22 protein-coding genes and 3 pseudogenes are annotated in these 24617 nt (G+C 74.5%); 14 read left to right on the top strand and 11 right to left on the bottom strand.

Features of this window, described 5'->3' with window-relative positions; genetic code table 11:
* The first annotated feature begins 151 nt into the window (after positions 1-151).
* Genes ACWERV_RS16250 through ACWERV_RS16235 form a run of 4 tightly spaced genes read left to right on the top strand, consistent with a single transcriptional unit; the run spans position 152 to position 4324 of the window.
* On the top strand, positions 152-2953 hold the full coding sequence (locus ACWERV_RS16250; protein WP_452933277.1) for a nitrate- and nitrite sensing domain-containing protein: 2802 nt from the start codon (positions 152-154) through the stop codon (positions 2951-2953).
* Positions 2946-3377: a roadblock/LC7 domain-containing protein gene (locus ACWERV_RS16245; RefSeq protein WP_031522778.1), complete on the top strand. Its 432-nt coding sequence runs from the start codon at positions 2946-2948 to the stop codon at positions 3375-3377. The genes ACWERV_RS16250 and ACWERV_RS16245 overlap by 8 nt, the downstream gene beginning before the upstream one ends.
* Complete coding sequence (locus ACWERV_RS16240) at positions 3370-3744, top strand: DUF742 domain-containing protein (RefSeq protein ID WP_031522782.1); 375 nt, start codon at positions 3370-3372, stop codon at positions 3742-3744. Before ACWERV_RS16245 ends, ACWERV_RS16240 begins: the two co-directional genes overlap by 8 nt.
* Positions 3725-4324, top strand: coding sequence for a GTP-binding protein (locus ACWERV_RS16235; RefSeq protein WP_398186194.1), 600 nt, complete (start codon positions 3725-3727; stop codon positions 4322-4324). The genes ACWERV_RS16240 and ACWERV_RS16235 overlap by 20 nt, the downstream gene beginning before the upstream one ends.
* 196 nt (positions 4325-4520) lie before the next feature.
* On the opposite strand, the pseudogene ACWERV_RS16230 reads toward ACWERV_RS16235, so the two are convergent.
* A pseudogene (locus ACWERV_RS16230) lies at positions 4521-5843 on the bottom strand (glycosyltransferase 87 family protein); the annotation flags it as partial.
* A gap of 6 nt (positions 5844-5849) precedes the next feature.
* On the opposite strand from ACWERV_RS16230, the gene ACWERV_RS16225 reads away from it, so the two are divergent.
* The 3 genes from ACWERV_RS16225 (at position 5850) to ACWERV_RS16215 (ending at position 8604) form a co-directional block, all read left to right on the top strand.
* Positions 5850-7037, top strand: coding sequence for a molybdopterin-dependent oxidoreductase (locus ACWERV_RS16225; RefSeq protein ID WP_452933274.1), 1188 nt, complete (start codon positions 5850-5852; stop codon positions 7035-7037).
* A gap of 203 nt (positions 7038-7240) precedes the next feature.
* Complete coding sequence (locus ACWERV_RS16220; RefSeq protein ID WP_452933272.1) at positions 7241-7663, top strand: hypothetical protein; 423 nt, start codon at positions 7241-7243, stop codon at positions 7661-7663.
* 164 nt (positions 7664-7827) lie between these two features.
* Positions 7828-8604: a hypothetical protein gene (locus ACWERV_RS16215; protein WP_452933271.1), complete on the top strand. Its 777-nt coding sequence runs from the start codon at positions 7828-7830 to the stop codon at positions 8602-8604.
* A gap of 33 nt (positions 8605-8637) precedes the next feature.
* Here the strand turns inward: ACWERV_RS16215 and ACWERV_RS16210 are convergent, their stop codons facing one another.
* The 3 genes and pseudogenes from ACWERV_RS16210 to ACWERV_RS16200 all read right to left on the bottom strand — a co-directional run bounded on the left by ACWERV_RS16210 (position 8638) and on the right by ACWERV_RS16200 (position 10939).
* Positions 8638-9321: a methyltransferase domain-containing protein gene (locus tag ACWERV_RS16210; RefSeq protein ID WP_452933269.1), complete on the bottom strand. Its 684-nt coding sequence runs from the start codon at positions 9319-9321 to the stop codon at positions 8638-8640.
* Between the two features lie 314 nt (positions 9322-9635).
* Positions 9636-10250 (bottom strand): annotated as a pseudogene (locus tag ACWERV_RS16205) (TIGR04282 family arsenosugar biosynthesis glycosyltransferase); the annotation flags it as partial.
* On the bottom strand, positions 10247-10939 hold the full coding sequence (locus ACWERV_RS16200) for a glycosyltransferase family 2 protein (RefSeq protein ID WP_452933306.1): 693 nt from the start codon (positions 10937-10939) through the stop codon (positions 10247-10249). The pseudogene ACWERV_RS16205 and the gene ACWERV_RS16200, both read right to left, overlap by 4 nt.
* Before the next feature lie 235 nt (positions 10940-11174).
* Here ACWERV_RS16200 and ACWERV_RS16195 point away from each other — a divergent pair, with 235 nt between their 5' ends.
* The 6 genes from ACWERV_RS16195 to ACWERV_RS16170 all read left to right on the top strand — a co-directional run bounded on the left by ACWERV_RS16195 (position 11175) and on the right by ACWERV_RS16170 (position 16740).
* Positions 11175-11933, top strand: a complete 759-nt coding sequence (locus ACWERV_RS16195; protein WP_452933267.1) for a response regulator transcription factor — start codon at positions 11175-11177, stop codon at positions 11931-11933.
* Entirely contained in the window at positions 11930-13048 is a 1119-nt protein-coding gene (locus ACWERV_RS16190; protein WP_452933266.1) for a sensor histidine kinase, read from the top strand. Before ACWERV_RS16195 ends, ACWERV_RS16190 begins: the two co-directional genes overlap by 4 nt.
* A gap of 92 nt (positions 13049-13140) precedes the next feature.
* Positions 13141-14352 carry a helix-turn-helix domain-containing protein gene (locus tag ACWERV_RS16185; protein WP_452933264.1) on the top strand — a complete coding sequence of 404 codons (1212 nt, stop codon included), beginning with the start codon at positions 13141-13143 and terminating at the stop codon, positions 14350-14352.
* Between the two features lie 229 nt (positions 14353-14581).
* Positions 14582-15703, top strand: a complete 1122-nt coding sequence (locus ACWERV_RS16180) for a radical SAM protein (RefSeq protein WP_452933262.1) — start codon at positions 14582-14584, stop codon at positions 15701-15703.
* On the top strand, positions 15700-15864 hold the full coding sequence (locus ACWERV_RS16175) for a hypothetical protein (RefSeq protein WP_452933261.1): 165 nt from the start codon (positions 15700-15702) through the stop codon (positions 15862-15864). The genes ACWERV_RS16180 and ACWERV_RS16175 overlap by 4 nt, the downstream gene beginning before the upstream one ends.
* A 66-nt stretch (positions 15865-15930) precedes the next feature.
* On the top strand, positions 15931-16740 hold the full coding sequence (locus ACWERV_RS16170; protein ID WP_452933259.1) for an aminoglycoside phosphotransferase: 810 nt from the start codon (positions 15931-15933) through the stop codon (positions 16738-16740).
* Between the two features lie 22 nt (positions 16741-16762).
* On the opposite strand, the gene ACWERV_RS16165 is transcribed toward ACWERV_RS16170, so the two are convergent.
* Complete coding sequence (locus ACWERV_RS16165) at positions 16763-17842, bottom strand: NAD-dependent epimerase/dehydratase family protein (protein WP_452933258.1); 1080 nt, start codon at positions 17840-17842, stop codon at positions 16763-16765.
* Positions 17843-18017: 175 nt separating this feature from the next.
* On the opposite strand from ACWERV_RS16165, the gene ACWERV_RS16160 reads away from it, so the two are divergent.
* Positions 18018-18923 (top strand): SMP-30/gluconolactonase/LRE family protein, encoded by a 906-nt coding sequence (locus tag ACWERV_RS16160; protein WP_452933256.1) that lies wholly within the window; start codon positions 18018-18020, stop codon positions 18921-18923.
* Positions 18924-18931: 8 nt separating this feature from the next.
* Here the strand turns inward: ACWERV_RS16160 and ACWERV_RS16155 are convergent, their stop codons facing one another.
* The 6 genes and pseudogenes from ACWERV_RS16155 to ACWERV_RS16130 all read right to left on the bottom strand — a co-directional run bounded on the left by ACWERV_RS16155 (position 18932) and on the right by ACWERV_RS16130 (position 24571).
* On the bottom strand, positions 18932-19129 hold the full coding sequence (locus tag ACWERV_RS16155; protein ID WP_452933255.1) for a DUF6191 domain-containing protein: 198 nt from the start codon (positions 19127-19129) through the stop codon (positions 18932-18934).
* 732 nt (positions 19130-19861) lie between these two features.
* Positions 19862-21007: pseudogene (locus ACWERV_RS16150) on the bottom strand (right-handed parallel beta-helix repeat-containing protein); the annotation flags it as partial.
* 397 nt (positions 21008-21404) lie between these two features.
* Complete coding sequence (locus ACWERV_RS16145) at positions 21405-22388, bottom strand: threonine ammonia-lyase (protein WP_452933253.1); 984 nt, start codon at positions 22386-22388, stop codon at positions 21405-21407.
* A 263-nt stretch (positions 22389-22651) separates the two neighbouring features.
* Entirely contained in the window at positions 22652-23029 is a 378-nt protein-coding gene (locus tag ACWERV_RS16140; protein WP_452933251.1) for a hypothetical protein, read from the bottom strand.
* A 254-nt stretch (positions 23030-23283) separates the two neighbouring features.
* Positions 23284-23613 carry a putative quinol monooxygenase gene (locus ACWERV_RS16135; RefSeq protein WP_452933249.1) on the bottom strand — a complete coding sequence of 110 codons (330 nt, stop codon included), beginning with the start codon at positions 23611-23613 and terminating at the stop codon, positions 23284-23286.
* 112 nt (positions 23614-23725) lie between these two features.
* The gene (locus ACWERV_RS16130; protein ID WP_452933247.1) at positions 23726-24571 is read right to left on the bottom strand and encodes a hypothetical protein; all 846 of its coding nucleotides are present in this window, start codon (positions 24569-24571) and stop codon (positions 23726-23728) included.
* Positions 24572-24617 lie beyond the last annotated feature (46 nt).

Genomic DNA, 24617 nt, shown 5'->3' with positions numbered 1-24617 from the left:
ACCAGCGCTCCGCTGCCGTACGAGGAATCAGATGCCAGGCTCCCGCGACCGGTTGACGCGTCACCGGTCCGCCCCGCGTAGATCTTCGCGATTCTCGTTCGCCCTGCCCCTGGTCGTACCCGCCGTCTGCCTGTGCGGACTGTGGGGGTATGTGGCGACCGGACTCGTCGACGGGCACAGCCAGTTCAGCTCAGAGGCGGACAGCACGTCCGCCGTCGCCCGCCCCGCCCAGACCGTGCTCGCCCGGCTCCAGGCCGAGCGCCGCTTCACGGCGATCTGGCAGGCCGGGTACACCGACGCGGCCCGCAAGGACCTCGACGACGCGCGCACCCGGACCGACGCGGCGGTGCAGGACTACCGCCGGTCGTCACCCTCCGCGCTCGACAGCGCGACCCGCGGGTCCGCGAAGGCGCTCGACGACGCCCTGGTCTTCCTGCCCGAGCGCCGCAACTCGATCGACGGCAAGACCCTGTCGTCGACCGACGCCTTCCAGTACTTCACCAGCACGGTGTCCGACGGCATCAGCCTGCTGAACGCCTCGCTGCGCAGTGACGACGGCGAGTTCGCGCGCGGCGCGGCCCCCACCGCCTCGGTCGCGCAGATCGCCGAGATGCTCGCCCGCGAGGACGCGCTGCTGTCCGCCGCGGCCCCCACCGGCAAGCTGGACGCCGCCGCCCGCCAGCAGTTCACCGACGCCCTCGCCGTGCAGCGCGCCCTGCGCGCCGGCATGAACGCGACCGACCTGCCCGCCGGCACCTCCGCGAGCTGGACACGGATCACCGAGAGCATCAGCTTCACCTCGCTCACCCAGATCGAGGACGCCGTCGCCGCCGCGCAGGGCACCGCACTGCCCGGCTCCGTCTCCGCCTGGCCCACCGCCGCGACCACCGTGACCGGCAACCTCCAGACGCTGAGCAGCGACGCGCTGAGCGACCTGTCCGACGCCGCCTCGCACCGGGCCGACAACGCCCTGCTGGGCCTGCTGCTCGGCTCGCTCGCCACGCTCGCGGCGCTGGCCGGCGGCGCGTACCTGTCGCTGCGCGACCGCAAGATGCTGGCCCGGCGGCTGGCCGTGCTCCAGACGCACGCCGACGAGCTGTCCCGGCAGTGGCTGCCGCGGCTCATGGCGCGGATCGAGGCCGGCGAGCGCATCGACCCGACGGCCATGCAGCCCCCGCAGGGCCCCGCGTCCGCCGAGGAGGTGCAGAAGCTCGCCGCGTCGATCGACCGGCTGGGCCGGGTCGCCGCCGACCACATGCTGCGCCAGTCCCTCGGCCGGGAGGGCGGCGAGAAGGTCTTCGGCCAGCTCATCCGCCGTACCCAGAGCCTCATCCACCGGCTGATCTCGCTGCTGGACGACCTGGAGCGCAAGCACGAGGACTCCGACCTGCTGAAGGACATCTTCGCGGTCGACCACCTCGCGACCCGCGTCCGGCGGCACGCCGAGAGCCTGGTGATCCTGAGCGGTTCGCCGCCCAACCGGCGGATGGCCACCCCGGTCTCCATCATCGACGTGCTGCGCAGCGCCGTCGCCGAGACCGAGCAGTACACCAGGGTCCGGGTGAAGAACCTGCCCGCCGAGCGGCCCATGGCCCTCGCCGGGCGCGCGGTCGCCGACGTCACCCACCTGCTCGCCGAGCTGATCGAGAACGGTACGGCCTTCTCCCCGCCGGACACCCAGGTGTCGGTGAGCGCCACGCAGGTGGCCAAGGGCCTGGTCGTGCACATCGAGGACCACGGCCTCGGCATGCCGCAGGACGTCATCGACCACGCCAACGCGCTGCTGGCGCACCCGCCCAAGCTCGACATGCGCGCGCTCAGCGAGGACCCCCGGCTCGGCCACTTCGTGGTCGCCCGGCTCGCCGAGCGGCACAGCATCAAGGTCGAGCTGCGCGACTCGGTGTACGGCGGCACGATGGTCGTCGTCCTGCTGCCCAGCGCGCTGCTGGAGGAGCTGGACTCGCCGGTCCTGGACCAGCTCAAGTCGGCGGCCAGCGCGAGCGGCATGATGGCGATGGACGCCGGGCGGCGCGAGGCGCCCGCCCCGGCGGTCGGCGCCGCGGCGAGCGCACCGGACCCGTCCGCGGCCCGGGACCTGGTGACGGCGGGCGCGCCCGACGACGGCACGCCGCTGACCCACACCCGGATCCCGGACCACAGCGGCTTCCCCGAGTACGGCGGCGCCGGACTGCTGCCCGCCACCTCGGAGTTCCCCGCGCCCGGCATCTCCGCCGGCACCCCCGCCACCGGCCCCGCGGCCACCGGCTGGGTCGCGCCCGAGGAGCACCCGGCGCACCGCCAGTCCGCGGGCCAGGAGCACCCCCAGCAGCCCTACCGCCCCGAGCCGCGGCGGGCGGAGCCCCAGCCGCAGCCCCAGCGGCCGGACACGATCCGGGGCGCCGCCGTGCGGGGCGACGCGCCCGGCGGCCAGGACCGCGGCGGCTACCCGGCGGGCCCGCCGCGTCCCGGCGAGTACGCGGCGCCGCCGATGGCGACCCCCATGGGAGCGGCCTCGGCCGGGCGGGGCGCGGGCCTGAGCCCGAGCACCGGCCCGGTTCCCCCTCCCCCCGGGCGGCCCGCGGCCCCGGCCGCCGCGCCGGGCGGAGTCAGCGACCCGAACCGTCATCTGACGACCCCGCCGGTGCTGCCGCACCGGACCCGGGGGGCCAGCCTGGCGCAGCAACTGCGCAGGGAGGCCACGGAGATGGAGGGCAACGGCGGTGGCACCGGCACCGCCGGCGGTCAGCGCGGCGGTGACGGCCAGCCGGGCGGCATCTCCCCCGAGGCGTCGGCGCGCGCGATGATCGCGATACAGCAGGGACTGCAGCGGGCGAGGACGCCCGAGGCGAGCGAGCCGGGCGGTGCGACCAGGCCGCCGGAGGATTCGTGGAGGTCGGGTGGCAACCAATGGGATTCGGGTGCCGGCCAATGGGAGGGAGACTTCAATGACTGAGCACGTGCAGCCCGGACCTCAACTGGACTGGCTCCTCGACACGCTCGTGGACCGCGTCCCGGAAATCCGCTGCGCCATCGTGCTGTCCGGGGACGGCCTGCTCATCGGGAAGTCCAAGGACCTGCGCCGGGACGACGCCGAGCACCTGTCGGCCGTGGGCTCCGGCATGCACAGCCTCGCCCGCGGGGTGGCACGCCACTTCCAGGGCGGCGAGGTGCAGCAGACGGTCATCCAGATGGAGCGGGCCTTCCTGTTCGTCACCGCGGCGGGCCGTGGTGCCCGCCTGGCGGCGATCGCGTCGGAGGGCGTCGACGTCGGGGTCATGGCCTTCGAGATGGGCACGCTCGTCAAGCAGGTCGGCCAGTACCTGAGCGCTGCGCCCCGGGTGCCGAGCCAGCCCGGCGGTCTCGTCCAGGATGCGTGAGCCACGGTGGCACGACGACGAGGAGACGGGACGCCACCTGCGGCCTTATGCCATCACCGGCGGACGCACCCGGCACAGTAGGCACAACTTCTCACTGATCACGCTGGTCGCCGCGCGGTATGTGGACGAGCCGGGCCAGGGGCACCTGGAACCGGAGTCGGTTCAGATCCTGGAGCTCTGCCGCAACCGCGCGGTGGCGATAGCCGAGATCGCCGCGCACCTCGACCTGCCGGTGAGCGTGGTGAAGATCCTCTGCGGGGATCTGCTGCACGCCTCGCTCATCCTGGTCCAGGCCCCGCCAGGGCAGGAGGACCGACCCAGCGTGGAAATCATTGAAAAGGTGATGAATGCTATCCGTCGGCTCTGAACCGGTCATGCCGACCGCACTGAAGATCCTCATAGCGGGCGGCTTCGGTGCCGGCAAGACGACTTTGGTGGGCTCGGTCAGCGAGGTGCCTCCGCTGGAGACCGAGGAACGCATGACGACGGTCAGCCTCGGCGTGGACGACCTGTCCGGCATCGAGGGCAAGGTCTCGACCACCGTCGCCATGGACTTCGGGCGCATCACCATCGCCCCCGAGCTGGTCCTCTACCTGTTCGGCACCCCCGGGCAGGACCGCTTCTGGTTCATGTGGGACGACCTGGCCACCGGCGCGCTGGCGGCCGTCGTGCTCGCGGACACCCGGCGGCTGGAGGCGTCGTTCGCCGCGATCGACTTCTTCGAGTCGCGCGACATCCCCTTCGCGATCGGCGTCAACTGCTTCAACGGCCGCCGCGACTGCTCCAGCGAACAGGTGCGGACCGCGCTGGACCTGGACCCTTCGACGCCCGTCGTGCTGTGCGACGTACGGAACCGCTCCTCCAGCAAGGAACTGCTCCTCGCGGTCCTGGAAGCGGCCCGCGACCAGGCCGCCGCGCGCCTTCCCGCGCAGGGTCCCGGCGCCTGACCCGGCGTCCCGCGGCCCCGGCCGCCGCCAGCACGGCGGCGGCCCCGTAGGCGTATCCGCAGGTGTCCGCGAAGTGCGCGGTCAGCAGGTACGCGGCCGCCCCCGCGACGGCCACGCCCAGCCACTCCCACCGCCCGTCCAGCGCCACGAGCGCGACCAGCAGCAGCGCGTACCAGGCGTAGCCGGGCGTCATGAGCAGGAACGCCGTCCCGGTGACGGTCAGCGCGCCGCGCCACGGGCGCTCCGGGTCCCCGCGGCGCACGGTGTACGCGGCCACGCCCGCGGTCACCAGCGCGACGGCGGGCAGCGCCCACGCGTCGGGCAGCACCAGCCGCAGCAGCGCGTAGCGGTGGCCCGCGCCCGCGTCGTCGTAGCCCTCCTCCTGCGCGTAGCCGCCGAGGTAGCCCAGCACGGAGGAGTGCGACACCGCCAGGTACGGCGCGTACAGCGCGGCCGTCACACCCGCCGCCGTCCCCACCGTCAGCGCCGCGTCCCGCCACCGCCGCACCCCCGACAGCGCGCCCGGCAGCAGCACCGCCGGGAGCAGCTTCGCCGCGATCGCCGCGCCCAGCAGGCCCGCGCCCGTACCGCGGCGGCGCACCGCGAGGCCCAGCGCCGCGACCGACAGCGCGGCGGCGAGCACGTCGGCGTGCGCGTTGTTCACCGCCTCCACCGGCACCGCCGGGCACCACGCCCAGTACGCCGCCCACCGCGGGTCGCCGCGCCGCCGCAGGACGCGCAGCAGCAGCACCGTGGTCACCACCGACAGGGCGGCGCCGCCGATCTGCAGCGCCTTGTAGCGCACGCCGTGCGGGGACACGGCGTGCACCCCGAGGAAGTACAGCTCGGCCGTGGGCGGGTAGATCGTGTGCACACCCGGCCGGTTGATCCGCGTACAGCCCCCGCCGGGCAGCTTCGCCAGCTCGCGCCGCCCGCAGTCCTGCGGCGCCGGGAAGAGCCAGCCGTCCCGCAGCGCGCCGAGCGCGGGGTCGGCGGGCGCGTGGTCGTACGGCGAGATGCCGGCCGCCTGCACCCGCCCGTCCCACGCGTAGCGGTAGACGTCCGTGCTCGTGCGCGGCGGCGCGACCAGCCCGGTGAGCGCGACGGCCACTCCCCCGGCGACCACGAGCGCCCCCACGCGGTGGCGCGGCACGGCCCGCAACGCCACCGCGGCCGCGCAGAACAGCCCCCAGCAGGCCGCGTAACGCCACGTCAGGAGGGTGCTCCCGGCGGCGTACCCGGTCCCCCCGGCCCGCAGCGTCCAGACCAGGGCGGCGCACAGCCCGGCGAGCGGGAGGAGGGTGAGCAGGACGCGGAGACGGGGGCGGGAGCGGGGGCGGGGGGTGTCGGCTGGGGTGGTCACCTGATCACCGTGGCACCGCGGGGAGGCCGAACGCGGGGGACGGCGGCGGCCGTCCGCGATTCGTAAGGAGTCGGTCCGGGCCCGCGGCGGGACGGCGGGCGTCCGTGATTCGTAAGGTGTCCGTCCGGGCCAGGGGCCGCTGTGCGGGGGTTGCATGGCGGCATGAGGACGACGACCGGAGACCCGCACCCGCGCACCCTGCTCGCCCGGCTGCGCGCGGCCCCGCCGCCCGCCTTCTCCGGGCGGCTGCACGACCCGCGGACGGCCACCGCGATCGGCCGGTGGCTCGGCGGCGCGCTGCTGGTGTGCTTCGTGACCGGCCTGGTCAGCCACTTCCTCCAGCACCCGGCCGGCTGGATGTCCGGCCGCTTCCCGACCCGCCCCGTGTGGGGCTACCGCCTCACGCAGGGCCTGCACATCGCGTCCGGCCTCGCCGCGATCCCGCTGCTGCTCGCGAAGCTGTGGACGGTCTACCCGCGGCTCTTCGCCTGGCCGCCGGTGCGCTCGGTGCCGCACGCGCTGGAACGCCTCGCGGTCGCCGTCCTGGTGGCCGCCGCGATGCTGGAGGTCTTCAGCGGACTGCTCAACATCGTCCAGTGGTACCCCTGGCCCTTCTCCTTCGTGCCCGTGCACTACGCGGTGGCGTACGTCCTGGCGGGCGCGCTGCTGCTGCACCTCGCGGCGAAGGCGCCGCAGATCGCCGCGCACTGGACCCGCCGGTCGGCCGGAACCCGGGCGCTGCCCGCCGAGGAGCGCGACGGCCCCGACCGCCGGGCGCTGCTGGCCGGGCTGGGCGTGGCGGTCGGCGCGGTGACGGTGACGACCGCCGGCCAGTCCTTCACCCCGCTCGCCCGGCTGGACCTGCTGGCCCCCCGCCACCCGGACCACGGCCCGCAGCACCTGCCCGTCAACCGGACCGCGGCGGCGGCCGGGGTGACGGCCGCCGCCGTACGCGACTGGCACCTCGACGTCACGGGCGGCGCCGCGCCGCTGCGCCTGGCCCTGCCCGAACTGGCCGCCCTCCCGCAGACCGCGGCGCGGCTGCCCATCGCCTGCGTCGAGGGCTGGAGCGTGAACGCCCACTGGGAGGGCGTCCGCCTGCGCGACCTGCTGCACCGCGCGGGCGCCCAGCGGAACTCCGCGGTGCGCGTGGTCTCCCTGGAACGCCACGGTGCCTACCGGGTCATGGACATGGGCCCCGAATACGCGTGGGACCCCCTGACCCTCCTCGCCCTGCGCCTGAACGGCGCCGCCCTCACCCCCGACCACGGCCACCCGGCCCGCATCATCGCCCCGAACCGCCCCGGCGTCCTCCAGACGAAATGGGTCACCCGCCTGGAGATCCGGTGAACTCCCGCCGCAGGCGCGGCCGTACGGCGGCGCCCCGAACTCCCGCGGGACGACGGGGTGTCCCCCATCACACCACCGGAGGCACCATGAAGTCCGCTGCCGATACCCGCCGTTGGGGGGCGCGGGTCGCCGCCGGGGTGCGGGGGTGCGGCGCCCGCCGCGCCGGACTCCGCCGGTTCCGCCGGGACCGTCCTGTGCCCGCCATGGTCTGGCTGCGTGCCGGGCTGGCCGTGCCCGGCCTCTTCCTCCTGGCCATGGGCGGACGGCTGCTCGCGCGGGTGCGCGACCCGTATCCCGTCCTGGAGTGGCTGGCCGGTGCGGTGCTGCTGCACGACGCCGTGATCGCCCCCGTGGTGCTGGCGGCGGGGCTGGCCGTGGCGCGGCTGCGCGCGCGGGCGGCGGTCCGCACGGCGCTGCTCACCGGCGGCAGCCTGCTGCTGGTCACCCTCCCGGCGCTGCTCCGCCCCGGGCCCACGGCCAACCCCTCGGTGCTGCCGCTGCCGTACGCGCGCAACCTGCTCGTCCTCCTGGCGGCGACCGCGCTCGCGGCCCTCGCGGCGGCGGTCCCGGCGGCCCTGCGTGCCCGCCGCGCGGCCCGCCCGTCCCACGGCCCGCGCCGCCGCTGACGTGTCCGGGGGCGCGGCGGGCATCATGGCCCCAGCCACCCCGTGAGGAGAGCACCGTAACCACCAACCCCTACCCGGACATCGCGGACATCCCCGCCTTCGATCACGTCCGCCTGGAGGACAGCCGGGTCCTGGACATCGCCGCGCACCCCGGTGTGCTGACGGTGCGGCTGGAACTCCACCTGCTGCCGGAACACCCCCGGTACCGGCCGCCGCCGCCGGGCAGGCGGGCCTGCTGCGTCCCGGCCGACCTCGTCTTCCCCGAGGTCCGCGAGCTGCGCTGGACCGGCCGGGGAGCCGCGCCGACGACGGATCCGGACGGCTCCCGGGACCACGGCGGCGTCGACGCCCTCACCGCGACGGCCGACGGCTACCGCCTCGCCGGCGCGTGGGGCGCCGTGACGATCGCGTCGTCCGCGCCCCTGCTGCTGATCGACCCGGACGCACCGGACGCGCCGCCCGGCCGGGAGGCCGCGCCCGTCTACCGCCTCCGCCGTGACGTCGTACGCCCGGTCGGGCCACGCAACCCCTCGGACGTGCGGGAGGCGCGCGGTCTCGCCCAGGCCGCCGGTATCGCCGCGGCCTGGCTCCGGGCGGGTGCCGGCGACCGCGTCGACGTGCTCGACGGGCAGCGGCTCGTCCTCACCCTCGCGCCCGCCGACGTGCTGCTGCTCGACGACCCGGCCGCGCCGGACGCGTACGAGGTGACGTCGCTGGACGCGGGGCACGCCGAGGCCCGTGTCGGGCACGCCGCCCAGACGCGGGACGCGCTGCTGCTCGCCGACGACCGGCTGGCGCCCCGCGGTACGGCCGCGGTGGTCGAGATCCGCAGGGGCCGTACCGTCGTCGGCCGCCTGACCCGGGCGGACGCGGGACGGATATGGCCCGCCGCCCGCGGCGCCCTCCCGGCCCACGCGAACGCGGGCTCCGCCGGAGCCTGACGGCTTCCCGCGGCCTCCGCTCCCGGGGCCGGACTACGCCTGCGGCGGGCGCAGTTCGGCGAAGTGCCGGTCGGCCGCGCGCCAGGCGCGGGTCGTGGTCCAGCCGGCGGCGTCGGCCGTACGGCGCAGGGCCGCGGGGCCGAGGCGGGCCCACGCGAAGGGGGCGCCGAGGTCACCGCGGCCGCCGTCGAGACGGACCTCGCAGCGCTCGTCCACCTCCACCGCGGCCGCCTCGGCGACCAGCCGGCCGCCGGGCGCGAGGAGTTCGGCGACGCGGGCGAGCAGCGCCGCCGGGTCGCCGCCGATGCCGATGTTGCCGTCCAGCAGCAGGGCGGTGGCCCAACGGCCCTCCCCGGGCAGCGGGTGGAAGACGGAGCGGTGGAGCGCGGCTCCACCGCGCAGCACCGTCCGGTGCACGGCCGCGGAGCTGACGTCCACCCCGAGCGCGCGGTGGCCGCGTCCGGCGAGCGCGGCGACGAGCCGGCCGGGCCCGCACCCGATGTCCAGGACGGCACCCCGGCAGCGGGCCAGCACGCTCTCGTCGGCGGCGTCCGCGTCCGCGAGCCAGCGCTCGACCTCCAGCGGCAGCAGCCAGCCGTCCCGCCGCCGCAGGAACAGCGGTCCCCCGCCCGCCCGCAGCGCCCGGTCGTACGCGTCCTCCCCCCACGCCCCGCCCCGCACCCCCACGACGACGGCCCCGCCCCCTGCCTCGATCACCGCGCCGCCCCCCCGGCACCGCCCGCGGCGCCCCCCGCCGCGGGCCCGGCGGCCCCCGTGCCACCCGCCGACGCGGCGCCGACGGGAGCCGGGGAGGCGACGGCAACCGCGGGGGCGACGGCAGCCGTTGGGGCGCCTGTCACCCCGCCGTGCACCGGGCCGCGCCCGCCCGCCGCCGGGTCCGCCGCGTCCCGGCGTCCCGCCGACCGGACAGGCGGCGCGACGCCGACGGAACCCGCGGAAGGGCCCGCTGCCCCGCCGCACGCCAGGTCGTCCGTGCCGGACCCGGGCCGGGCAGCACCGCGCGCCGCCGCACCGCGTCCCGTCAACCGGGCGTGCAGCGCGGCGAAGCGGCCGTCCGGGCACAGGGCCGCGACCGCCGCGGCGTCCGCGGCGGTGTCCACGTCGCGCAGGACCGGCAGGCGGCCGGTGCGCAGGCCCGCCGCGTGGAGGCGGGCCGCGAGCACCGCGCCCGTCTCCGCGACCGACATCGGCACGCCGAGCAGCAGCGCGGGGTCGGGGACGGCGAGGCCCAGCGCCCAGAAGCCGCCGTCCGCGGCGGGGCCGAACCACGCGTCGTGCCCGGCGAAGTCCGTGCCCGTACGCAGCAGCGCGGGGGTCACCTGCGGGGTGTCCATGCCGATCAGCAGCGCGGGCCCCGCGCACGCGGCGAAGGCCGCGGCCAGCCGTACGTCCAGCCCGCCCGCGCACTGCGGGACGACGGTGAAGCCGTCCGGCAGCCACGCCCCCGGCCGCCCGTCGAGCACCAGCAGGCGCCGCCGCGCGGGCGTCGCCGCGACCGCGCGGAGCGTGTCGGCGAGCGCCGCCGCCGCGAGCGCCGCGGCCTCGGCGGCCGAGAAGTCCGGCATGAGCCGCGTCTTCACCCGCCCGGCGACGGGCTCCTTGGCGATCACCACGAGGTCCGTCACCGCCCGCTCCCGTCCGCCGCGCACGGCACACCGGGGGCGTACGGGGGCTCCGCCAGCACCGCGCGCATGTCGTGCACGGCCTGCCAGGTGCCGCGCCAGGTACCGGTGACCTTGGACCTGCCCTCCCGGGGGAGGTACGGGACGTCGTACTCGCGCACCCGCCACCCCGCGTCGGCGGCGCGCACCACCGTCTGGAGCGGGTAGCCGCTGCGCCGGTCGGTCAGGGCGAGGGAGAACAGCGCCTCGCGGCGGGCGGCCCGCAGCGGGCCGAGGTCGTGCAGCCGCAGACCCGTACGGCGATGCAGGAGGACGGAGAGCGCGACGTTGGCGGTCCGGGCGTGGACGGGCCAGGCGCCGCGGGACACCGGACGGCGGCGGCCGAGCACGAGATCGGCCCGGCCCTGCGCGACCGCCCCGACGAAGCGGGTGAGCAGACCGGGGTCGAGGCTGGCGTCGCAGTCGCAGAAGCACACGATGTCGGCGGTCGCCGCGCGCAGCCCGGCGTGACAGGCCGCGCCGTACCCGCGCTCCGCCTCCGCCACGACGACCGCCCCCAGCCGCCGCGCGACCTCCGCCGACCCGTCCCGCGAACCGTTGTCCACGACCAGGGCCCGCCACCCCGCGGGGATCCGCGCGAGCACCCACGGCAGGGCCGCGGCCTCGTCCAGACAGGGAAGCACGACGTCCACGGAAGGGGCCGCGCCCGCCGCTCCGGCGGCGGGATCCGCGGCCCGTACCGGGACGGGGACGGGGACCGGGATCGCGGAGGCGGAGGCGGCGTCCACACGGTGAGATGTCACGCCTGCAACCGTAGGAATTCCCGGCGGACATAGCGGACACGGACTCCTTACGAAACGCGGACGCCGGGCCGTCCCGCGCTCCCGGGCAGGCCGCACACGGCGGCCCGGTGCGAGGCTGGAGGGCATGAGTACGCCAGCAGCACCGGCCCGGATCCTGGTCGTCGACGACGACCCGACCGTCGCGGAGGTCGTCACCGGCTATCTGCGCCGGGCCGGCCACACCGCCCTGCACGCCCCCGACGGCCCCGCCGCGCTCGCCGAGGCCGCCGCGGGGGCGGTGGACCTCGTCGTCCTGGACCTGATGCTGCCCGGCATCGACGGCCTGGAGGTGTGCCGGCGGCTGCGGGCCGGCCACCCGCTGCCGGTGATCATGCTCACCGCCCGCGGCGACGAGGAGGACCGCATCGCGGGCCTCGAAATGGGCGCGGACGACTACGTCACGAAGCCGTTCAGCCCGCGCGAGCTGGTCCTGCGGGTGGACTCCGTGCTGCGCCGCGCCCGCTCCGGACCGGGCACCCCGCCCGGCCCCACGGGCGTGCTGCGCGCGGCGGGCCTCACCGTCGACACCGGCGCCCGCCGCGCCGTGAAGGGCGCCGCCGAACTGACCCTCACCCTGCGCGAGTTCGACCTGCTGGCCTGGTTCCTGGCGCACCCCGGCCGGGCCCACAGCCGGGAGGAGCTGATGCGTGTGGTGTGGGGCTGGGAGTTCGGCGACCTGTCGACGGTGACCGTTCACGTCCGCCGCCTCCGCGCGAAGATCGAGGACGACCCGGCGGCCCCCCGCCTGATCCGCACGGTGTGGGGCGTCGGCTACCGCTTCGACCCCCCGCCGGGCACGGAGGAGGCGGCCGCCCCCACGGCGGGCGGGACGGCGGCGTCATGAAGGACATCGCGCTCATCGCCCTGTTCGCGCTCGGCGGCGCCGCGTGCGCGGGCCTGTCGGGAGCGGTCGCGCTGCGGCTCGTACGGCACCGGTCCGTCGCCGTGTCGCTCGCGGTCGTCGCGGTCGTCGCCGTCACGACGATGCTGGGCGGCACGCTGGCCGTCGCCCAGGCGATGTTCCTGTCGCCGCACGACCTGCGGGTCGTCACGCTCGTCGCGGCCATGGCCGCGGTCGTGTCGCTCGCGACCGCGCTGCTCATGGGCCGCTGGGTGGTCGCCCGCAGCCGCGCGCTGACCCTCGCCGCGCGCGCCTTCGGGGACGGCGGCAGCTTCGCCGCCCCGCCCGTCCCGGCGACCGCCGAACTCGCCGCGCTCACCCGCGAACTGGCCGCCACCAGCGACCGGCTCGCCGACTCGCGCGCACGCGAACGCGCCCTGGAGTCGTCGCGCCGCGAGCTCGTCGCCTGGATCTCGCACGACCTGCGCACCCCGCTCGCCGGGCTGCGCGCGATGGCCGAGGCACTGGAGGACGGCATGGCGGCCGACCCCGCCCGCTACCACCGCCAGATCCGCACCGAGGTCGAACGGCTCGGCGGCATGATCGGCGACCTCTTCGAACTCTCCCGCATCCACGCGGGCGCCCTCACCCTCAGCCCGAGCCGGGTCTCGCTGCGCGACCTCGCGGCCGACGCGATGCTCGGCGCGGATCCGCTCGCCCGCGAACGCGGGGTACGGCTGGTGGGCGACCGCATCGCGCACGTGCCGGTGGAGGTGGACGGCAAGGAGATGACGCGGGTGCTCGCGAACCTGCTGACCAACGCGATCCGCCACACCCCGCCGGACGGCACCGTCGCGGTGTCCGTGAGCCGCCACGACGGAACGGCCCTGCTGTCCGTGACCGACGCGTGCGGCGGCATCCCCGAACAGGACCTGCCGCGGGTCTTCGACACCGGATGGCGTGGCACCCCCGCCCGGACCCCGCCCTCCGGCGCGGGCCTCGGCCTGGCGATCGTCCGCGGCATCGTCGAGGCCCACGCAGGCCGCGCCGACGTCCACAACGTCCCCGGCGGCTGCCGCTTCGACGTCGCCCTCCCCCTGGGCACGCCCCTTCCCTGAGGGGGGACCTGCTGCCGTGGTCCGGGCGGTCGTTCGGCCGTCGGGACCGGGCGGCGTACCGTGGAGGGACCATCCTTTGCCCGGGGGTAGGCGTGGGCGTATTCGAGTCCGGAATCGGCGACCGTGTGGCGGAGTTGCGGCTCCGGCGGAACTTCACGCAAGAGGAGCTGGCCCACGAGGCCGGGGTCTCGGTTGATGTGGTGCGGAAACTGGAGCAGGGACGGCGGACATCGGCGAGGTTGACCACGATCAACGCCTTGGCCAGAGCGCTGGACACCGAGCCGTCGTTTCTCGTGGGTCAGCCCTCGACGTTCGAGGCCGGTCACCACACGGAATCGGAGCTGCCTTCGGTGCTTGCCCTGCGACAGGCGGTGTCTCCACTTTCGGATCTCATGGGTGGAGAGGCGGACCCGGAAGATCCGCCGACACTTGCGGAGCTGCAAGCGTCGCTCGCATCCACTGAGGTGATCCGGCGTGAGGGCCGCATGGGCGAGATCGGGAAGCTCTTGCCGCAGCTGATCAGCGACGCGCGTGCTGTCGTTCACGCCTCCACGGGTTCCGACGCTGCCGCGGCGCAATCGGTCCTGGCCGTGGCCTACCAGGTGGCTGCTACCACCTTGACAGCACTTGGCAAGGAGGATGCAGCCTTTACGGCGATGGAACGTTCTTGGGCCGCGATAAGGCACTGTGACGATCCGGACCTGGAAACGCTCGCCGCGTCCACACTGTCGTGGATCTTCACCAAGCAAGGCAGGCTCGAAGATGCCGAGCGCGTGGCGGTGTTGCGTGCTGAGCAGATCGAGCCGGGCTTCCGGTCTGCTCCCAAGGACCTGGCCTTGTGGGGTGTTCTGCTCCTGCGCGCGGCCACGGCGGCGGTGCGGCAGGAGCGTCAGGTCAGTGATCTGCTGAACATGGCGACCGGTGCGGCCGCGAGCATCGGTGCCGATCTGATGGTGTACGCGACGCCCTTCGGCCCGACAAACGCCGGAGTGGCGAAGGTGAACTTCCTCGTCGAGTTGGAACGCAGCGACGAGGCGATTCGCGCCGCGCGTGCAGTTCCGGCCCTCGGTTCCCTCCCGCCGACGTGGCGGGCCCGTTTCCACGTCGACCGGGCTTTGGCCCACTTCGACCTCGACGACGACGTGGCTGCGACGCGGGCCCTGTTGCTGGCTGAGCAGAACGCCCCTGAGTGGATGCGCTATCACTCCACATCGCGCCGCCTGGTGGAGGATCTGCGCGGTCGGGTTCGGCGCCGGGATGCGCCGGTATTGGGCCTGGCGGATCGCCTCGGACTCATCGGGTAGGACGCTGTGCCCTACTTGATCGCAAAGGTAGGGCGATACGGCGCTGTGACGGGTGGTCAGCAGTTTCTAGCGTGTGCCTCAGTAGGCCACCGCGCCGTGGAGTCGGCCCGGGGGCGTGGCTCGACGCTGAGCTCAGCGTCGCCTCGGACCTCCTGGAGCACCTCAACGACGTGCTCCGGGAGGAGCGTGTGCCGGAGATCCACCCGTCAGCGGCGTATCGGGAGAGCCCATGCACGAACTGATCGCCAGCCCGCAGAACAATACCTTCGTGCTCGTGCGCCCCGGGGCCCGCAGAGCCATCCGACTTCCCTCCGCCATGTACATCGAGATCGCCGAGGCCGTGGGTGCCGGGGGCAGCCTTCCGACGTGGCTGCTGCCGGCGGCTGAGAAGACATGGGGGCTGAACGAAGGCGATCTCGCCGTGCCCGGAGCCGTGTTGGTCCGCCCTGTCAGTCCGTACAAGTACAACCGCGCTTCGTACGAGATCAACAAGGGATGCAACTTCAATTGCGAACACTGCTACCTCGCAGAACGCCGGTTCGAGGGTGTTTCCCGGGCTGAAAAGGAGCACCTTCTCGATGTGGTCCGTGACGCGGGGGTTCTCTGGCTCCAGTTCACCGGTGGTGAGCCCACCATCGACAAGGATTTCCTTCACTCCTACGAGTACGCATACGGGCTCGGCATGCTGATCGAGATCCTGACCAACGGCAGTCGGCTGCACCGCCCCGAGGTCATAGAACTCCTGTCGAGACACCGGCCCCACAAGGTGACCGTCTCCCTCTACGGGGCGACGGCCGACAGCTTCGACGCGCTCACGCGCAAGCGCGGGGCGTTCAATCTGCTGATGCGCGGACTTCAGGCCGCAAAGGCCGCGGACGTCGCGGTGGAAATCGCGCTCATCATCACCAAGCGCAACGCCCAAGAGGTACCGGCGATGCGGGCCATTGCCGAGGAGTACGCGACCTGGTTCACCGAGTACGCCAACATCTCCCCCACCTACGAGGGGACACCGGGCCCGCTCGCCGTCCAGGCGTCCGGATGGCTCGACAAGTCGGAGGTCTTCAGGGGCCGCCCGGCCGGCCACACGTTCTTCCACGTGGACCCGCACGGCTTCGCCACCATGTGCAAAGTCGGCCGGGAGAACCCCGTCAACCTCCTGACGGAGGGCCTGGACGGCCTCCTGCGTCTGCCCGGTATCGCAGATGCCCAAATGCTTCGCTCCGGTGGCTGCAGCGGCTGCCGACTCTCGGACACCTGCCGGGTATGTCGGCCGCTGGCAAGGGTCTACCAGGCAGCGAAGGCACCGCTCGAAATCTACTGCCAACACGGAAACGGAGATGATGCTCCATGACGGCTGTAGCCGTGGAGATCACCACGCGACCCCGGGTCGACAAGCCCACCCCTGTGACAGGAGTGGCTCCCGAGCCGACCGGGCTGGTCTTCGTGGATGATGTGGAGAGCCTGACCGCGGGGGCCGTGCCGGGCTGCGGCGACGACAACCCGTACAACTGATCCCTCACAATTGGCGGACCGGTCCGCGCACCGGTCCGCCAGTCCGTCCACGACGAGAGCGCAAGAGTGACGACCGCACGCATCGCCTTTGCCGTCCTTCCCTCGCGCCTGGTCGCCGGGATCGAGGCGCGCACGGGGCCGATCAGTGAGGTGACATCGGTACGCGAGGGATACAACAGCGAAATCGCGGCGCGCATCCTATGTGCGACCGGGAGCTATTTCGTCAAGGGCCTCCGGGAGAGCCACACACGCGCGTGGACGCAGGCACGGGAGGCGGAGATCAACCCGCACGTGGCCGGGCTGTCACCGGCTCTCCGCTGGCACCTCACCGACTGCGGCTGGGATCTGCTGATCTTCGAAGCACTGGACGGCCACCACGCCGACTACTCCGCCGGGTCGCCGGATCTGCGTACCGTTGCGGCACTTCTGACGTCCGTAGCGAAGACGCCCTGTCCCGACCTCGGTCTGCGGCCCGTGAGCGATCGCCTCAAGGGCTACGTGGCCAAGCCGTCCGACACATCCCACTTCGAGGGTGACGCGCTGGTGCACACGGACCCGAACAGCACCAACGTGATCGTGACGGGCTCTACCGCCAAGCTGGTCGACTGGGCGTGGGGCTCTCGGGGGGCGGCATGGCTGGACGCCGCCTACTGGGTCCTCTGGCTGGTGGCCTCCGGCGAGCACAGCCCGGCATCGGCGGAGAGGTGCGCCTCCAGCGTTCATGCCTGGCGCACCGCGCCGTCGGCGGGAGTCACCGCCTTCGCCGAGGCCAAGGCGAACTACTGGGAGGAAGTGGCCGGGCCGACCCCCGCCCCCTTTGCGTCGGGCGTACGAGCGGCGGCCCGGCAGTGGGCGGAGTACCGCCGCCACTGCTAGCGGGTCGGCGGGCCGAGGCGTACTACTGGCCCTGGCAGGGCGAGGCGTTCGTCGGCTCGCGCAGTGGCGCCGTGGCGAATTCGGTGACGCCTGCCGCGAAGGCGGTGCGGGGGGTCCAGGCGAGGTCGTGGCGGGCGGCGGCGGAGTCCGCGGTGATGTGGCGGACGTCGCCGAGACGGTAGGCGCCGGTGGTCACCGGGGAGGGGCCGCCCGCCGCGGAGGCGAGGGCCGCGGCGAGTTCGCCCACCGTGCGGGGGGAGCCGCTGCCGATGTTGTAGGGGGTGCACATCCCCTCCGTACGGTCCCCGACCGCGGCGAGCGCCGCGACGTTGGCCGCGGCGACGTCCGTGACGTGGACGAAGTCCCGCCGCTGGCCGCCGTCCTCGTAGACGCGGGGTGCCTCGCCGCGGGCGAGGGCGGAGCGGAAGAAGGACGCGACGCCCGCGTAGGGCGTGTCCCGGGGCATGCCGGGCCCGTAGACGTTGTGGTAGCGCAGTGCCACCGCGCGCCCGCCGGTGGCGCGGGCCCAGGATCCGGCGAGGTGTTCCTGCGCGAGTTTCGTCGCGGCGTAGACGTTGCGCGGGTCGGTGGGTGCGTCCTCCGTGACGAGTCCGGGCCGCAGCGGCGCGCCGCACCGCGGGCAGGGGGGTTCGAAGCGCCCGGCGTCGAGGTCCGCCGCCCGGCGCGGGCCGGGGCGTACGGCTCCGTGCTCGGCGCATTCGTAGCGGCCCTCCCCGTACACGACCATCGACCCGGCCAGGAGCAGCCGCCGGACGCCCGCCTCGGCCATGGCGGCGAGCAGGACGGCGGTGCCGAGGTCGTTGCAGGAGACGTACGCGGGGGCGTCGTGGACGCCGGAGCCGAGGCCGACCATGGCGGCCTGGTGGCAGACGGCGTCCACGCCGCGCAGCGCGGCCCGTACCTGTTCGGCGTCGCGGACGTCACCGCGCACGAACGCGGCGCCCGCCGGGATCGCGGGCGGGACCGGGTGGACGGCGGGCAGCAGGGTGTCGAGCACGAGCGGCTCGTGGCCTTCGGCGGCGAGGGCGGTGACGATGTGGGAGCCGATGAACCCGGCTCCGCCGGTGACGAGGACGCGCATGTCCCGCACGCTAGGCGCCCGGCGGCCCGGTGGGGCGGCCCGCCGGGTGCCCGTAAGCCTTCCGTCAGATCCGCCCGGCCCGGACCCGGGCGGATGCGCCGCGAACTGGTCGGATACGGTTCGCGGTTGTCCGGAACTACCGGTGGGGGCGCGCCCCGCCGAGGGGAGCCGTCTCGTGAGCAGTGCTGCTGGGCCCGGCGGGGCCGGTGGGGTCGAGGTCTTCTCGGCGGGCCGGCACCGGCTGGGCGAGGGCCCGTTGTGGGACGCGCGCACCCGCACCCTGCACTGGGTGGACATCGTCGCGGGCGAGGTGCTGAGCCGCCGCGAGGACGCGGACGGCCCGCGCGTGACCCGGGTCGGGACGGACGTGGGCTGCCTCGGGCTGACCGCCGACCCGCATGTGCTGCTCGCGGCCCTGCGGACGGGCTGGCATCTGCTGGACCTGCGCACCGGGGCGCTGCGGCTGCTGGCCGACCCGGAGCCGGGCCACCCGTCGTCCCGCTTCAACGACGGCGCCGTCGACGCGGCCGGGCGCTTCTGGTCCGGCACCCTGGAGGACGACCCGCCCGGCCCGGACGGCCGCCTGTACGTCCTGGAGAACGGTGGCTCGTACCGTGCGGCCGACGAGGGCTTCCGGTGCGCGAACGGCATCGACTGGTCGCCGGACGGCCGGTGGATGTACGTCGTCGACTCCGGCCGCGACCGGATCCACCGCTACGCCTTCGACGCCGCGACCGGCGCGCTCGGCGCCCGCGAGGTCCTCGCCGACACCACCGCGCTGGAGGGCGTCCCGGACGGGCTGCGGGTGGACGCGTCCGGTGACCTGTGGTGCGCGTTCTGGGACGGCGCCCACCTCACGCGCTTCACGCCGGACGGCAGCGTGCGCGAACGCGTCGGGCTGCCCGTGCTGCGGCCGACGAGCATCGCCTTCGGCGGCCCGGACCTGCGGACGATGTTCGTCACGTCCGCCTCCCGGGGGCTGAGCGAAGAGCAGCTGGCGCGCTGGCCGCTGTCCGGCGCGGTGCTGCGCCGTACGGCGGCGGTGCCGGGGCTGCCCGCGCACCGGTTCGGCGCCGCGTAGCCGCGCGGTTACGGTGCGCTGCTCGTGGGGGCGTCCTCCGGGGACGTGCGCTGGGCACGCATCACGACCTTGCCGGACGAGAGGTCTATCGGGCCGCGGGCGGGATCGCCGTTGCCCTCCTCCTCGCGGAACAGCTCCAGGCGGTTGCGTTCGTCGTCGGTGTGCTTGCGGGACGGCGCGAACAGATCTTCCAGGATGTTGAACATGAGGACCTCCCGCGGGCCGACCGGCAGCAGGCGCTGTCCACCTCAGGCTACGCCCGAAAGCGTGCGGGCGGTCAGACCGCGATTCCCGCGGCCCGACCGCCCGCACGCAGTGCGACGACGCGGTTACGACGTGGTGACCACGACGTTGTCGAAGTCGGCCGTGCCCTGGTACGTGCTCAGGCCCGCCGCACCGGAGGCGTACGTGCCGTCGCTCGCGCTCACCACGGCCGCGCCGTTGACGTAGCCGGTCAGCGCGCTGCCCTGGGCGGACAGCCGCACGGTGTAGGTGGTGCCGGTGTCGACCGGGAAGGAGACGCTCGCCAGCACCTTGCTCGTACCGCCCGAGACACGGCGGATCTCGGCCTTGTTCGCGTCGCGCAGCACGAGGGCGTAGTAGTCGGAGGCGTCCCGCGCGCGGGCCAGGACGGCGACGTACTCGCCGGAGCCGTCGAAGAGCGTGGGCGTGACGGACGCCTGCACGCTCTGCGCCGTCCAGCCCGGCGACCCGGCCAGCGCGACCGCGGTCCCGGCCACGGTGGACTGGGTGAGGACGTGCGAGCCGGCCGCGCGCACCGCCCAGGTGCCGCCCGTGGTCGTCCAGCCGTTGGCGTTGCCGTCCTCGAAGTCGTCGCTGAGCAGCGTGCCGCCGGTGGGCGGGGTCGTCGGCGGCGTGGTGGGCGGCGTCGTCGGCGGGGTGGTCGGCGGGGTGGTGGGGGGTGTCGTGGGCGGGGTGGAGCCGCCGAAGGTCACCACGAGGGTGCCGTCGGAGGCGAAGGACCAGCTGAGCGCCCCGCCGTAGGAGGAGCAGCGCGAGCCGTTGGTGCCGCTCCAGAACTGGTTGGAGCCGTCCGCGTCGCCCACGGTCTTGTCGTTGGAGCCGGAGCCGCTGCGGCAGGACGTGTTGCTGCGGAAGACCGACGTGCCCGCGTCGAAGGAGAAGTTGCGCTCGGTGTTGTCGATGCTCACATTGCCCGAGATCGTCATCGAGCCGGGGTTGCTGTTGTAGGTGAAGCCGTGGTGGCCGTTGCGGTAGGCGATGTTGTTGCGGACGATGTGGTTGACCTTGATGTCCTCGCCGCCGAGCTTGAATCCGTTGCGGTCGCCGCTGCCGGCCTGGCCGCCGTTGGACAGCGTGCCGTTGTCGTACGACAGGGAGTTCTCGATCGTCACCGGGCCGATCGGACCGGTGTCGGTCTTGGTGTAGAGGTCCCACCCGTCGTCGATGTTGTTGTGCGACACGTCGTACCGGAAGACGTTGCCCGTGCCGGTGGTGAGCTTGGCGGCGAAGCCGTCGGCGTCCTCGCCGTCGGAGTCGGCGTTGTCGTGCGACTCCGAGCTGACGATCAGGTTGTTCGACGGCCAGTTGCTCTGCGGGGTGGTGGACGCGATCCGGCCGAGTTGGAGGCCGGTGTCGTGGTTGAACGCGGTCACGGCACGCTCGATGACGTTGTTGCTGCCGCCGACGTAGATCCCGTTGTCGCCCGCGTGCTGCACGGTGAGCCCGTAGAGGTGCCAGTACGACGCCATGAGCGCCAGCCCGCGGTTGGCCGAGTCCTCGCTCTGCGCGGAGAAATCCAGCACCGGCGTCTCGCCCGGGTAGGCCGACAGCTCCTTGAGGGCGCCGGAGGAGCCGTTGTTGCCGTCGGCGATGGTGACGGTCTGCGCGTAGTTGTACGTGCCGCCGCGCATGTAGATCGTGCCGCCCGCGGTGACCCGGCTGATCGCCGACGTGAGGGTGGTCGGCGCGGCCTGCGTACCGGCGGCACTGTCGGTGCCGTTCGGGGCGACGTACAGCGCGTTGGCGTTGAGCCGCGGCTGTGCGAGCGGCTGCGCTTGCGGCTGCGCCGCCTGCGAGACGCCGGGGTGCAGCGCGAGCAGCCCGGCGGCCGCGAGCCCCGCGGCGGCGACCCCGGCGGCGGCTTTGGCGCGGACGTCGCGTCCGCGGAGGGAAAGGGGGGTGCTGGTGTGTTTCACGGTGCTGATACCTCTCGTCCGAAAGGTGCGTGGGGGGGTGAGCTGCCCGGTGCGTGTGCGGGCAGCTCGGATCAGCGTGCGTGCGGGAAAATATGAAAGCGGTTACTGACGCGGGTGCGGGTCGAGGGGCTGTGACGTCCCCGCTGTTGCCACACGGGCGCGGCGAGCGCACGCCAACGTAGCAAGCGCTTGCTGCACCGTCAACGGGCTGAACGCCGTTCAGCGCGCGGAACCGGGTGGCGGGTGGTTCCGGCGGCGCGGGCGCGCGGTCCCGGGTGCTCCTCCCCCGGCGGGGGGGCGGTCAGCTCTCGGCGGGGGACGGGCCTCCGCCCACCCACCCGCGGTACGCGGGCATGTCGACGTTGCTGCCGCACACGATCGTGGCCACGTGGCGTCCGGCGAAACGGGCGGGGTCCTCCAGGATCGCCGCGACGCCGAGCGCGGCGGAGGGTTCGACGACGAGGCCCGCGTGGTCGAAGAGGAGCCGCATACCCGCCACGATCGACGACTCGCGGACCAGGACCGCGTCGTCGGCGACGAGCAGGAGGTCGTCGAGGACGGCCGGGATGGGGTAGCGCCCGGCGACGCCGTCGGCGATGGTGACGGCCGTGTCGGTGGTGACGACGCTCCGCTGCCGCCACGAGAGCGTCAACGCCGGTGCACCCAGCGGCTGGACGCAGATCACCTCGGTCGTGGGGGCCAGGGCTTTCAGGACGTGCCCGACGCCGGTGGCAAGCGCGCCGCCGCCGAGGGCGATCAGGACGGCGTCGAACGGCGCGGCGGCGGCCGCGAGTTCGAGGCCGATGGTGGCGGCGCCCTCGCACGTCTCGATGTCGAGGCTGTCCTCGACGAGCCGTATGCCGTCGCGGCGCGCGATGTCCGCGGCGCGCTCGCGCGCCGACTCGTGGTCGCCGTCCACGAGTTCGAGCGTGGCGCCCAGCGCGCGGACACGGTCGAGCTTGGCCGCGGTGGCGAAGCGCGACGCCACGACGGTGACGTCGAGCCCCCGGCGTCCCCCGGACCAGGCCAGGGCCTGCCCGAGGTTGCCCGCGCTCGCGCACACCGCGGCTGCCGCCCCCTGCGCCGCGAGCAGGCTCGCGACCAGTTCCGTACCGCGGCCCTTGAAGCTGCGCACGGGGTTCGCCGTTTCGAGCTTGACGCTCACCGTGCAGCCGAGCACGGGCGCGAGCGCGTCGCAGCGGTAGAGCGGGGTGTCGAGGAAGACGGGGTCGATGACCCGGCGGGCCGCCCGGATCCGGTCGAGGTCGAGACGCGTCTGCTGCATGCCACGGCAGCGTAGGGGGTGGGGCCTGTCGTGTGGATCTCCGCGGAGGGAGGAGCGGGATCCGGCGCCGCCCCAGAGCTTCGCCGGGGAAGTACCCCCAGACGCAAGGCGGAGGAGGGAGGCAACGCGGTGGGGGTCCCCTCAAGGCAGGGGGAAGAGGTGCATGCCGGGGCACGCGACGCCGCGGAGATCCACACGACAGGCCCCGGGGCGGCGGGCCCGCCCGGCGGACGGGATCGCGCCGGACGGGCCCCGGGCCGTCGTCAGTCGCAGCGCCCGCACACGTGGCCGCGCCGCGGGACGGACCGCGTCGGCGTCGGCGCCGCCGCGCGCGCCCACCGGTCGCGGGGAGCGCGGTGCGGGGCCGGACCGTACGGCGACTGCCAGGCGGGGCGCCCGCCCCGGACCCGGTCGCCCCGGGCCCGGCGGCGCCCGCCGGGCAGGCCCGCCCGCTCCGGGAGGGCGAGCACGGCGACGCACCGAAGGCAGCCCGCGGAGGCGCCGGAGACGGCGAACTCTGCGGAGAGGTCGTTGTGCAGGAATCCGCCGTCCGTACGCGGGCGCCCGGAGGCGCACCCGTGGCAGCGGTGGAGAACGTTCAGCAGGCAGGCGGGCACGCCCGCCCCAAGGGTCGTGGACACAGACAGACACCGTTTCCCGTGAGAGAACCACAGCGAGATGCAGCGAAAAGCAGCGCGGCGCACGGACAGGGCGCGACGCGCGACGGATTCAGCGCTCGGGGTGTCTCACGAGGTGTACAACGGCGTGTCCTTCACGGGGCGGCAGCGGTCTCCCGGGTCCCCCCGGGTCTCCCGCACGCTAGCACCGGGCGGGAGACCGGCTCCACCGACTTCCACGGAAGCAGGGAGTCGGGGAGGCGGGGGAAGCGCCGCGGTCAGGCCCCGCCGACGGCGGAGCCGCGCACGTGCACGGCGTGCCCGTAGCACCCCTCGGGCGCCGCGGCCAGCAGCGACGGGACCCGCGCACTCACCGCGGCGACGGCCGCGGAGCGGGTGGTGGTGTCGTGCGCGTCCTTGTCGACCCACAGCTGCGTCAGCCACAGCGTGTCCGGGTCGTCGAGGGCCTCGTTGACGCTGTACGCGAGCAGCCCGCTGCCCTCGCCGCCCGCCCGGAAGCCCTCGGCGAGCACGGCGGCCAGTTCGTCCCGCCGCCCCGGCAGCGCGGTCATCCGCCCGTAGACGCTGAACATCGTCCCCTCGGCCACCGCGGCTCTCCCCCTTCGCCTCGCAGCCCGCCGCTGGGCGGCGACGCGGCTGCCGACGACCCTATCTCGCCGCCTCCGCACGGGATTTGACGACCTGCCTGCTCGCGTACCGTCATTCGCAGCCCAGCCGGTGGGTGGACAGGGCGAGGTCGTCCAGGCGCAGGTCGTAGGCGGACGGGGTGGGGCCGGGCTGGTAGAGCTGCCAGCCCATGCGGACGGTGTCGATGCGCGGGAGGACGAAGTCCACCGGGTTGCCGCCGTGGTCGGTGGTGTCGACGGTGAGGTCCGGGTGGGGGCGGCCGTCGAGCCAGACCGAGACGCGGTTGTCGGAGGCATCGAGGCGCCACTCGACGCACGTCCAGCGGTCGGCCCGCGCGGGGGAGGTCGCCTGCCAGTTCGTCCAGTCGCCGGTCGGGCCGCCGTCGGAGCCGACGCCCCACAGGTCCGTACCGCCGCCCACGGTGGGCACGTACTGGCCGCCGATCGGCCGGACCACGCTGCCGTCGCCCGTGCCCGTCGCCTCCACCAGGGTGAAGTGGGCCCAGTCCGGGGCGGTCGGCAGCGCGTCGATGCGGACGCGCATCCGCCCGTAGAAGCTGTTGCCGGGTGCCGACAGGCCGTTGACCTGGACGAACGCATGCCCGTTGGCCTCGGTGCGCACATGCAGCACCTGCCCGGCCCGGTGCTCGCGGCCGTGCGCGGTGTCCCGCTCCACGGTGAGCGTGCCGTTGCCGGTGTTCGCCGTCCAGCCCCGGCCGGTGGTGGTCCCGCGCGGCATGCCCTCGAAGTCCTCGCAGAACAGCAGCGTGCCCCGGGCGTCCGCGCAACTGCCGTGCGGATGCGCGGCAGCGTCGTGCGCGGTGGTGCCGTGCGCGGTGGCGGCCGAGCCGACGACGGCGAGCGCCAGCGCGCCCAGCAGGGCGGCCGCCCTCCGGGCGACGACGATGGTGTGGCCCACGGTTTTCTCCACTCGTAGGGGAGGATCGGGCCGACGGGCGACAGCA

The organism is Streptomyces sp. NPDC004031, from assembly GCF_053604375.1.
Note: the sequence above shows the minus strand (reverse complement) of the source record. Positions and strands in the feature narration are given on the sequence as shown.

Bases quoted from the DNA above. Each gene is read 5' to 3' on its own strand.
- ACWERV_RS16245 (WP_031522778.1), top strand. From the start codon at position 2,946: ATGACTGAGCACGTGCAGCCCGGACCTCAACTGGACTGGCTCCTCGAC.
- ACWERV_RS16240 (WP_031522782.1), top strand. From the start codon at position 3,370: ATGCGTGAGCCACGGTGGCACGACGACGAGGAGACGGGACGCCACCTG.
- ACWERV_RS16235 (WP_398186194.1), top strand. From the start codon at position 3,725: ATGCTATCCGTCGGCTCTGAACCGGTCATGCCGACCGCACTGAAGATC.
- ACWERV_RS16225 (WP_452933274.1), top strand. From the start codon at position 5,850: ATGAGGACGACGACCGGAGACCCGCACCCGCGCACCCTGCTCGCCCGG.
- ACWERV_RS16220 (WP_452933272.1), top strand. From the start codon at position 7,241: ATGGTCTGGCTGCGTGCCGGGCTGGCCGTGCCCGGCCTCTTCCTCCTG.
- ACWERV_RS16195 (WP_452933267.1), top strand. From the start codon at position 11,175: ATGAGTACGCCAGCAGCACCGGCCCGGATCCTGGTCGTCGACGACGAC.
- ACWERV_RS16190 (WP_452933266.1), top strand. From the start codon at position 11,930: ATGAAGGACATCGCGCTCATCGCCCTGTTCGCGCTCGGCGGCGCCGCG.
- ACWERV_RS16180 (WP_452933262.1), top strand. From the start codon at position 14,582: ATGCACGAACTGATCGCCAGCCCGCAGAACAATACCTTCGTGCTCGTG.
- ACWERV_RS16175 (WP_452933261.1), top strand. From the start codon at position 15,700: ATGACGGCTGTAGCCGTGGAGATCACCACGCGACCCCGGGTCGACAAG.
- ACWERV_RS16165 (WP_452933258.1), bottom strand. From the start codon at position 17,842: ATGCGCGTCCTCGTCACCGGCGGAGCCGGGTTCATCGGCTCCCACATC.
- ACWERV_RS16155 (WP_452933255.1), bottom strand. From the start codon at position 19,129: ATGTTCAACATCCTGGAAGATCTGTTCGCGCCGTCCCGCAAGCACACC.
- ACWERV_RS16145 (WP_452933253.1), bottom strand. From the start codon at position 22,388: ATGCAGCAGACGCGTCTCGACCTCGACCGGATCCGGGCGGCCCGCCGG.